At 40.2% G+C, this 9,652-nt stretch carries 12 protein-coding genes and 1 tRNA gene; 10 read left to right on the forward strand and 3 right to left on the reverse strand.

Annotated features, from left to right (window positions below; translation table 11 throughout):
• The first annotated feature begins 99 nt into the window (after positions 1-99).
• The 8 genes from HT730_RS09110 (at position 100) to HT730_RS09145 (ending at position 5,615) form a co-directional block, all read left to right on the forward strand.
• Entirely contained in the window at positions 100-399 is a 300-nt protein-coding gene (locus HT730_RS09110) for a DUF4651 domain-containing protein (protein WP_172934433.1), read from the forward strand.
• A complete protein-coding gene (locus tag HT730_RS09115) occupies positions 396-713 on the forward strand; it encodes a thioredoxin family protein (RefSeq protein WP_000615777.1) in 318 nt (105 codons plus the stop codon). Before HT730_RS09110 ends, HT730_RS09115 begins: the two co-directional genes overlap by 4 nt.
• A gap of 15 nt (positions 714-728) precedes the next feature.
• Positions 729-1,355 (forward strand): YtpR family tRNA-binding protein, encoded by a 627-nt coding sequence (gene ytpR / locus HT730_RS09120; RefSeq protein WP_173307400.1) that lies wholly within the window; start codon positions 729-731, stop codon positions 1,353-1,355.
• Positions 1,356-1,396: 41 nt separating this feature from the next.
• Entirely contained in the window at positions 1,397-2,158 is a 762-nt protein-coding gene (locus HT730_RS09125; RefSeq protein ID WP_173307401.1) for an SDR family NAD(P)-dependent oxidoreductase, read from the forward strand.
• A 77-nt stretch (positions 2,159-2,235) separates the two neighbouring features.
• On the forward strand, positions 2,236-2,631 hold the full coding sequence (locus HT730_RS09130) for a single-stranded DNA-binding protein (RefSeq protein ID WP_173307402.1): 396 nt from the start codon (positions 2,236-2,238) through the stop codon (positions 2,629-2,631).
• Between the two features lie 155 nt (positions 2,632-2,786).
• Positions 2,787-3,071: a co-chaperone GroES gene (gene groES / locus HT730_RS09135; RefSeq protein WP_173307403.1), complete on the forward strand. Its 285-nt coding sequence runs from the start codon at positions 2,787-2,789 to the stop codon at positions 3,069-3,071.
• Positions 3,072-3,086: 15 nt separating this feature from the next.
• Positions 3,087-4,709, forward strand: a complete 1,623-nt coding sequence (gene groL, locus HT730_RS09140) for a chaperonin GroEL (RefSeq protein ID WP_173307404.1) — start codon at positions 3,087-3,089, stop codon at positions 4,707-4,709.
• Between the two features lie 138 nt (positions 4,710-4,847).
• Entirely contained in the window at positions 4,848-5,615 is a 768-nt protein-coding gene (locus tag HT730_RS09145) for an epoxyqueuosine reductase QueH (protein WP_049510180.1), read from the forward strand.
• Between the two features lie 70 nt (positions 5,616-5,685).
• Here the strand turns inward: HT730_RS09145 and HT730_RS09150 are convergent, their stop codons facing one another.
• The 3 genes from HT730_RS09150 to HT730_RS09160 all read right to left on the reverse strand — a co-directional run bounded on the left by HT730_RS09150 (position 5,686) and on the right by HT730_RS09160 (position 7,870).
• Positions 5,686-6,219, reverse strand: coding sequence for a DUF402 domain-containing protein (locus HT730_RS09150; RefSeq protein WP_000775321.1), 534 nt, complete (start codon positions 6,217-6,219; stop codon positions 5,686-5,688).
• A gap of 88 nt (positions 6,220-6,307) precedes the next feature.
• Complete coding sequence (gene recX, locus HT730_RS09155) at positions 6,308-7,084, reverse strand: recombination regulator RecX (protein ID WP_173307405.1); 777 nt, start codon at positions 7,082-7,084, stop codon at positions 6,308-6,310.
• Between the two features lie 9 nt (positions 7,085-7,093).
• Positions 7,094-7,870, reverse strand: coding sequence for an aminoglycoside 3'-phosphotransferase (locus tag HT730_RS09160; protein ID WP_173307407.1), 777 nt, complete (start codon positions 7,868-7,870; stop codon positions 7,094-7,096).
• A gap of 56 nt (positions 7,871-7,926) precedes the next feature.
• Between HT730_RS09160 and rlmD the strand changes: the two genes are divergently transcribed.
• Both rlmD and HT730_RS09170 read left to right on the forward strand, forming a co-directional pair.
• Entirely contained in the window at positions 7,927-9,282 is a 1,356-nt protein-coding gene (rlmD, locus tag HT730_RS09165; protein ID WP_173307406.1) for a 23S rRNA (uracil(1939)-C(5))-methyltransferase RlmD, read from the forward strand.
• Positions 9,283-9,343: 61 nt separating this feature from the next.
• Positions 9,344-9,415 (forward strand) — tRNA-Glu (locus HT730_RS09170).
• The last annotated feature ends 237 nt before the right edge of the window (positions 9,416-9,652 follow it).

Here is a 9,652-nt window from a genome sequence, read left to right on the forward strand (position 1 = left end):
TTTCATTGAGTATAAGAAGTCCTTTTCCTTAAAGGAAGAGGCTTTTTACTTGCTTTTCTGCTGCTTCCTCATTTGTCCTAAAGCCTTTTTTGTGTTAAAATGAATGGTATGAAAGCTAAAAAAATGTGGATGGCAGGCTTGGCTCTGTTTGGTATTGGGAGCCTTGCCCTTGCTACGAAAAAAGTTGCAGATGACCATAAGCTCAGGAAGACTCAGGAAGAGTTGACAGCGATTGTGCGAGACCATTTTTCAGACATGGGGGAAATTGCTACCCTCTATGTTCAAGTTTATGAAAGCAGTCTGGAGAGCTTGGTTGGTGGCGTGATTTTTGAGGATGGTCGTCATTATACCTTTGTCTATGAAAATGAAGACCTAGTCTATGAGGAGGAAGTTTTATGATACAACCAGCAAGTTTAGAAGAATTAGCATCCTTAGTAGAAAAAGATGGCAAGAAGGTCTTTCTTTTTGTGGCAGACTGGTGTGGCGATTGTCGTTATATCTATCCTGCCTTACCAGAAATTGAGGAGACCAATCCAGAGTTCACCTTTATTCGTGTGGACCGAGACCAGTATATGGATTTGGCCAAACTCTGGGATGTTTACGGCATTCCTAGCCTTGTTGTTCTAGAAAAGGACAAGGAAATCGGTCGTTTTGTCAATCGCGACCGTAAAAGCAAGCAACAAATTAACGACTTTTTAGCAGGATTGAAATAGGAGAAAAGAGAAACAATGATTTTTACATATAACAAAGAACATGTCGGTGATGTCCTTATGGTCATCGTGAAAAATAGCGGAGATTCCAAACTGGACGTGGAGCGCAAAGGCAAGGTAGCCCGTGTTTTTCTCAAAGATAATGGGGAAACAGTGGCTTGGAATATTTTCGAAGTTTCAAGTTTATTTGAAATTGCAGAGCGCGGCCAAGTCTTTTTGTCAGATGAGCAAGTAGCATGTTTAAACCAAGAGTTGCAGGCAGAAGGATTTACAGAAGAAATTGTCAATGACAAGGAACCTAAGTTTGTTGTTGGTGAGATTGTCGAGATGGTAGCCCATCCAGATAGTGACCACCTCAACATCTGCCAAGTTGCAGTCGCAAGTGATAAGACCGTACAAATCGTTGCAGGAGCTCCCAATGCGCGTGTCGGTCTGAAAACCATTGTGGCTCTTCCTGGAGCTATGATGCCCAAAGGCAACCTCATTTTCCCAGGTGAGCTTCGTGGTGAAAAGAGTTTTGGAATGATGTGCAGTCCTCGTGAATTGCATCTGCCAAATGCTCCGCAAAAACGTGGGGTGCTTGAATTATCAGAAGACCAAGTTGTCGGAACTCCATTTGATCCAGCTAAACACTGGACTGCCTAAGAAGTTGTTAGTATCTGATAGACCAGCTAGAAGGAAATAAGATGGCAAAAAATGTTGTGATTACAGGAGCGACATCAGGTATTGGTGAAGCAATTGCGCGTGCTTATCTGGAGAAGGGTGAGAATGTCGTTCTAACTGGACGACGGATAGACCGATTAGAAACCCTCAAGTCGGAGTTTGCAGAAACTTTTCCAAATCAAACAGTTTGGACTTTTCAACTAGATGTGACGGATATGATCATGGTAAAGATTGTCTGCTCTGATATTCTAGAAACGATAGGTCAGATTGATATTCTGGTCAACAATGCCGGACTGGCTCTAGGTTTAGCACCTTATCAGGACTATGAAGAGTTGGATATGTTGACCATGCTGGATACCAATGTCAAAGGTTTGATGGCAGTTACTCGCTGTTTCTTGCCAGCAATGGTAAAAGCCAATCAAGGACATATCATCAACATGGGGTCAACCGCAGGAATCTACGCCTATGCAGGTGCCGCTGTTTACTCAGCTACCAAGGCAGCAGTTAAGACCTTTTCAGATGGTCTGCGAATTGATACCATTGCAACAGATATCAAGGTGACCACCATTCAGCCTGGAATTGTCGAAACAGATTTTTCTACAGTGCGTTTTCATGGTGACAAAGAGCGAGCTGCGTCCGTTTACCAAGGAATCGAAGCCTTGCAAGCTCAGGATATTGCAGACACAGTAGTCTATGTGACCAGTCAACCTCATCGTGTGCAGATTACAGATATGACTATTATGGCCAATCAACAGGCGACAGGTTTCATGGTTCATAAAAAGTAAAAAATTTCCTCGAAAAGTTACAAATTTCTGTAACTTTTTTTGATTTTCTACGAATAGATAAGTAGGAGGAAGAAAATATGTATAATAAAGTTATTTTAATCGGACGCTTGACGTCTACACCAGAATTGCACAAAACCAACAATGACAAGTCAGTAGCGCGAGCAACTATCGCTGTAAATCGTCGTTACAAAGACCAAAACGGGGAACGCGAAGCTGATTTTGTCAATATGGTCCTATGGGGCAGACTAGCAGAAACTTTGGCAAGCTACGCAACCAAAGGTAGTCTTATTTCCGTTGATGGGGAATTGCGTACCCGTCGTTTTGAGAAAAATGGTCAAATGAATTATGTGACCGAAGTACTTGTCACAGGATTCCAACTCTTGGAAAGTCGTGCCCAACGTGCTATGCGAGAAAATAATGCAGGTCAAGATTTGTCGGATTTGGTTTTGGAAGAGGAGGAATTGCCATTTTAAACATTAAAAAGTCTGAGTTGGTCTCAGGCTTTTTATCTTGAGAAAGTCAGACTTTTTTCTTGACTATTTCTGACCAAGTGATACAATAGAACTATGATTTAGCACTCAGATATAAAGAGTGCTAATACTATCTATCTCATTATGGAGGAAATCAGATGTTGAAACCATTAGGGGACCGTGTGGTCTTAAAAATAGAAGAAAAGGAACAAAATGTTGGAGGTTTTGTCCTTGCAGGCTCAGCCCAAGAAAAAACAAAGACAGCCAAAGTTGTGGCTACTGGACAAGGTGTTCGTACCTTGAACGGTGACTTGGTAGCTCCAAGTGTTAAGCCTGGAGACCGTGTCTTAGTTGAAGCTCACGCAGGTCTTGATGTCAAAGATGGCGATGAAAAGTACATCATCGTAGGCGAAGCTAACATCTTGGCAATCATTGAAGAATAGAAGGAGAAAGTAAGTATGTCAAAAGAAATTAAATTTTCATCTGATGCTCGTTCAGCTATGGTCCGTGGTGTCGATATCCTTGCAGATACTGTTAAAGTAACCTTGGGACCAAAAGGTCGTAACGTCGTTCTTGAAAAATCATTTGGCTCACCCTTGATTACCAATGACGGTGTGACCATTGCCAAAGAAATCGAATTGGAAGACCATTTTGAAAATATGGGTGCCAAATTGGTATCAGAAGTAGCTTCAAAAACCAACGATATCGCAGGTGATGGGACTACAACTGCAACTGTTTTGACCCAAGCAATCGTCCGTGAAGGAATCAAAAACGTCACAGCAGGTGCAAATCCAATTGGCATTCGTCGTGGAATTGAAACAGCGGTTGCTGCAGCGGTTGAAGCTTTGAAAAACAACGCCATCCCTGTTGCCAACAAAGAAGCTATCGCTCAGGTTGCTGCCGTATCTTCTCGTTCTGAAAAAGTCGGTGAGTACATTTCTGAAGCTATGGAAAAAGTTGGCAAAGATGGTGTCATCACTATCGAAGAGTCACGTGGTATGGAAACAGAGCTTGAAGTCGTAGAAGGAATGCAGTTTGACCGTGGTTACCTTTCACAGTACATGGTGACAGATAGCGAAAAAATGGTGGCTGACCTTGAAAATCCATACATTTTGATTACAGACAAGAAGATTTCAAATATCCAAGAAATCTTGCCACTATTGGAAAGTATTCTCCAAAGCAACCGTCCGCTTTTGATTATTGCGGATGATGTGGATGGTGAGGCTCTTCCAACCCTTGTATTGAACAAGATTCGTGGAACCTTCAACGTAGTAGCAGTCAAGGCACCTGGTTTTGGTGACCGTCGCAAAGCCATGCTTGAAGATATAGCCATCTTAACAGGCGGAACAGTTATCACAGAAGACCTTGGTCTTGAGTTGAAAGATGCTACAATTGAAGCACTTGGTCAAGCAGCGAGAGTAACTGTGGACAAAGATAGCACGGTTATCGTAGAAGGTGCGGGAAATCCTGAAGCGATTTCTCACCGTGTTGCAGTTATCAAGTCTCAAATCGAAACCACAACTTCTGAATTTGACCGTGAAAAATTGCAAGAACGTTTGGCGAAATTGTCAGGTGGTGTAGCGGTTATTAAGGTCGGAGCTGCAACTGAGACTGAGTTGAAAGAAATGAAACTCCGCATCGAAGATGCCCTCAACGCTACTCGTGCAGCCGTTGAAGAAGGTATCGTTGCAGGTGGTGGAACAGCCCTTGTAAATGTTATCCCAGCCGTGGCTGATTTGGAATTGATAGGAGACGAAGCAACGGGTCGCAATATTGTTCTTCGTGCTTTGGAAGAACCTGTTCGTCAGATCGCCCACAATGCAGGATTCGAAGGTTCTATTGTTATCGATCGTTTGAAAAATGCCGAACTTGGTACAGGCTTCAACGCAGCAACTGGTGAGTGGGTTAACATGATTGATCAAGGGATTATCGACCCAGTTAAAGTGAGCCGTTCAGCCCTACAAAATGCAGCATCTGTAGCCAGCTTGATTTTGACTACGGAAGCAGTCGTAGCCAATAAACCAGAACCAGTGGCCCCAGCTCCAGCAATGGATCCAAGCATGATGGGCGGCATGATGTAAGCTTTCTGTAGATAGCAACTTATAAAAAACACAAAAGGAGGGAATGGCTATTCCTCCTTTTTTATGCTATTCACTTCTAAATTGATTTGAGCTCTCCTAACTTATATGATAAAATAAGACTAGAAAAAGGAGAAGAACATGATCGATGTAGAAGAAATTCTGAGCAAGATGAACCCCAATCAGAAGATTAATTATGACCGTGTCATGCAGAAGATGGTACAAGTATGGGAGAAAAATGAGCAACGTCCAACTATTCTCATGCACGTTTGCTGTGCCCCTTGTAGTACTTATACTCTAGAATATTTGACTAAGTATGCAGACGTGACTATCTATTTTGCCAATTCTAATATCCATCCCAAGGCAGAATACCATAAGCGTGCCTATGTGACTAAAAAGTTTGTCAGTGATTTCAATGAGCGAACTGGCAATAACGTTCAATACCTAGAAGCTCCTTATGAACCTAACGAATATCGTAAACTGGTTCGAGGTTTGGAAGAAGAGCCTGAAGGTGGTGACCGTTGTAAGGTTTGCTTTGACTACCGACTGGATAAGACAGCTCAAGTGGCTATGGATCTGGGCTTTGACTACTTTGGTTCAGCTTTGACCATCAGTCCTCATAAGAATTCTCAAACCATTAACAGCATCGGAATCGATGTGCAAAAAATTTATACAACCCACTATCTTCCAAGTGATTTCAAGAAAAATCAAGGCTACAAACGTTCAGTGGAGATGTGTGAAGAGTATGATATCTATCGTCAATGTTATTGTGGATGCGTCTATGCGGCCCAGGCTCAGAATATTGATTTGGTTCAGGTTAAGAAGGACGCCACAGCGTTCATGCTTGATAAGGATGTTGAAAAAGACTATTCCCACATCAAATTTACTGTTACGAAATTAGATATATAGAAATCAACCCAGCTGAAAAGCTGGTTTTTTCAAATAAAAAAACCAGGGCTTTCACCCTAGTTTGACAACTTTACCGATTCTTTAGTTCTACATAGCGCTTGTACCAAATGTTTACATAGGCTTCTGAGAAAGGACCACGTCCATTATTAATCCAATCAACAAGAATTTTGACATGTTCTTTTAAAATATAGTCCAAGTCATCAGAATAATTCATTTTGCGTTTGTGACGCTCATACTCCTCAACGTCCAAGAGGCGTTTCTCTCCATCTGTAAAAATTTTAACATCCAAATCGTAATCAATATACTTCAGTGCTTCTTCATCCAGATAGTAGGGGCTAGCCATATTGCAATAGTAGGAAGTTCCATTATCACGAATCATGGCAATGATATTAAACCAATATTTCTTGTGAAAGTAAACAATAGCCGGTTCTCGAGTGACCCAACGACGACCATCACTTTCGGTAACAAGTGTATGATCGTTGACACCAATAATGGCGTTTTCTGTTGTTTTTAGTACCATGGTGTCCCGCCAAGTTCGGTGGAGACTCCCATCATGCTTATAACTTTGAATTGTAATAAAGTCGCCTTCTTTTGGAAGCTTCATAACTAACCAACTTTCTACAATTTATAAGTTTATCATTTACTATTGTACCATAAAATTACCTAAAATCTGTGAATTTCACTTGGAAATATTAAAGATATTCTCTAAGAGCGCTTGCTATATCCGAAAAATCGTAGCCTTTGCGTGCTAAAACTTGGGTTAAACGCTGTTTAAGTTCGTATCCTTCATACTTTCGAGCATACTTAGCATATTGCTTATCAAGTTCCTTGAAGATGAGTTCTTGAGTCGTTTCTTGGTCGACTTGGCTATCTAAGTCGTCAAAGGCACTTTTAGCATCAGAATAAGAAAAACCCTTGTTAGTCAAGTTCTGGATAATCTTATCTTGCAGGGCACGAGCTGGAAGTTTTCCCTCATATTTTTTCAATAGTTTATTGGCTACACGTTGAGCAACTTCCGAAAAATCAAATTCTTTCAAGTTCTCTTCTATAGTAGATTTTGAAACCCCCTTTTGTGCTAGTTTCTGAGTCAGTACATAAGGCCCCTTGTCTCCTGAAAGTTGATTGGCATTGATGATAGCATAAGCGTACTGGCTATCATTAATCCACTTATCTTCTTTAAGATTAACAATGACTTGAGAAACGATGTTTTCATCAATATCGTATTTTTTCAGATATTCTCTGACTTCTTTTTCAGTGCGTGCTTTAAAGGATAAATGGTAGAGGGCCAGATTCTTACCATAAGAAAATTGAGCAAAGTCCTGAATCTCTTTCAATTCTTCTTCGCTTATCACCTTATCTCTCGATAACATAAAACGAACAATAGTATCTTCAGTAATGTAGGATTTGTTGTCATTATCAAGCTCCATCAGATAGAGTCTTTTTTTCTTTTCAAGTTTTGTGATTTTCATAATTTCCTTTCATCTAAATGCTTCGAAAGCTGCAACAAGTCGGAGTTTATCCATATCTACATATTCTCTACCGTAATAGTCGAGAAATAATTCAGCATACGTAGCATCTTGTAGGTTGTAATGAAGGGACCAAATTGCCCAAAAGAGGTCGATATGTCGGTCACTAAAAGCGGCCAATCCCAAGTCAATAAAGCAAGAAAAATGCGAGGCATCCTTCAAGATGAAATTTGGCAGGCAGGCATCTCCATGAATAAAAGCATTAGCTTTGAGAAGGTGACCTTTCTCTTGTATCAGTTGGTAAGCTTCTTCACGGCTGTGAATATGAAATTGAGGCAGAAGAGTCTTGTTATAAAAAGTCCCCTTCTGATAGTTTTTTAAGGCTTTTTCTTTATAACGCTTCAGATGATTTTCCGACGGAAAAGATTGTGGTTTAAGACTGTGAAGTTTGTTTAATGCTTGAGCCAGGGTTTGACAGAGTTTTTCGGGTTGATTTAAAAAATCGAGAGCATTTCTGCCAATGGCTTCTTTGGTCAGAAGGAAGTCCTTTTTTGCTGATAAATAGGTAATCACTGGAGTTCCCAATCCTTCAGTTTCGAACCAACTTGCAATCTTAGCTTCTTGAGCTAATCTGCCTTTTTGATCTATTTTTAAATAGTAACCTGAATCTATATATAGGACAGTTGCACTTGAATGAGAAGAACTATCAGAGAGATTAGCTCCCTTGATATAGCTTCGTAATTGTTCAGGGAAATCTAGTATACTAAAGCGAGGTGTTTTTGAATTCATGCTTTTATTGTAACATATTCTTAAATATCTTAGAAACTCCATGGTATAATAGACCTATGAATCTAAAAATAAAACAAAAAATACCATTAAAAATCAAGCGCATGGGAATTAATGGTGAGGGAATCGGCTTTTATCAAAAAACATTAGTCTTTGTGCCTGGTGCTCTCAAAGGTGAAGATATCTATTGTCAGATTACTTCTATTAAACGCAACTTTGTTGAAGCAAAATTACTAAAGGTTAACAAGAAGTCTAAATTTCGAGTTGTGCCAGCTTGTACTATTTACAATGAGTGCGGAGGCTGCCAAATCATGCACCTGCATTATGATAAGCAGCTGGAGTTCAAGACGGACTTGCTTCATCAAGCGCTGAAAAAATTTGCTCCTGTAGGATATGAAAATTATGAAATCCGCCCGACGATTGGTATGCAGGAACCAAAGTACTACCGTGCTAAGTTACAATTTCAGACTCGAAAATTTAAGAATCAGGTCAAGGCGGGCTTATATGCACAAAACTCTCACTATTTAGTAGAGTTGAAAGATTGCCTGGTACAAGACAAGGAAACCCAAGTGATTGCTAATCGTCTAGCAGAATTGCTTACTTATCACCAGATTCCAATCACGGATGAGAGAAAAGTTCTAGGTGTTAGAACTATAATGGTTCGACGAGCAAGAAAGACTGGACAGGTTCAGATTATTATTGTTACAAATCGTCAGCTTAATTTAGCCCAACTAGTAAATGATTTAATTAAAGATTTTCCAGAGGTTGTGACAGTAGCTGTTAATACAAATACAGCTAAAACCAGTGAGATTTATGGTGAAAAGACAGAGATTATCTGGGGAGAAAAGAGTATTCAAGAAGGTGTTCTTGATTATGAATTTTCACTATCCCCTCGAGCATTCTATCAACTAAATCCTGAACAAACAGAAGTCCTTTATAACGAGGCGGTAAAAGCCCTGGATGTTAATAAAGAAGACCATTTGATTGACGCTTATTGTGGAGTTGGAACGATTGGATTTGCCTTCGCAAAGAAAGTTAAAACACTAAGAGGTATGGATATTATTCCAGAAGCCATTGAAGATGCCAAGCGAAATGCTAAAAGAATGGGATTTGACAATACTCATTATGAAGCTGGAACGGCAGAAGAGATTATTCCTCGCTGGTATAAGGAAGGCTACCGAGCAGATGCTCTGATTGTGGATCCACCACGTACAGGTCTGGATGATAAGTTATTAGATACTATTCTTACTTATGTACCAGAAAAAATGGTCTATATTTCTTGCAATGTTTCGACCTTGGCTCGTGATTTGGTACGCTTAGTAGAAGTCTATGATCTTCATTATATCCAGTCGGTCGATATGTTCCCACATACAGCTCGAACTGAAGCTGTTGTAAAATTAATAAAAAAAGTTTAAAAAAGGTGTTGACAAAGTTTAAAAAGACTGTATAATAGTAAGAGTTGAAAATAACAACTCTGGTCCGTTGGTCAAGGGGTTAAGACACCGCCTTTTCACGGCGGTAACACGGGTTCGAATCCCGTACGGACTATGGTATGTTGCGGTAGGAACACTTGATGAAAAAAGATTAAAAAAGTTTCAAAAAAGTGTTGACAAGCGAAAGCGACTGTGATATACTAATATAGTTGTCGCTTGAGGGAAGCGAGTGACAAAGACCTTTGAAAACTGAACAAGACGAACCAATGTGCAGGGCACTACAACTAAGGTTGTAGTACTGAACAATGAAAAAAACAATAAATCTGTCAGTGGCAGAAATGAGTGAGAACTC

Origin of the sequence: Streptococcus sp. k-628, from assembly GCF_013277475.1 — a bacterium.
GTDB lineage: Bacteria > Bacillota > Bacilli > Lactobacillales > Streptococcaceae > Streptococcus.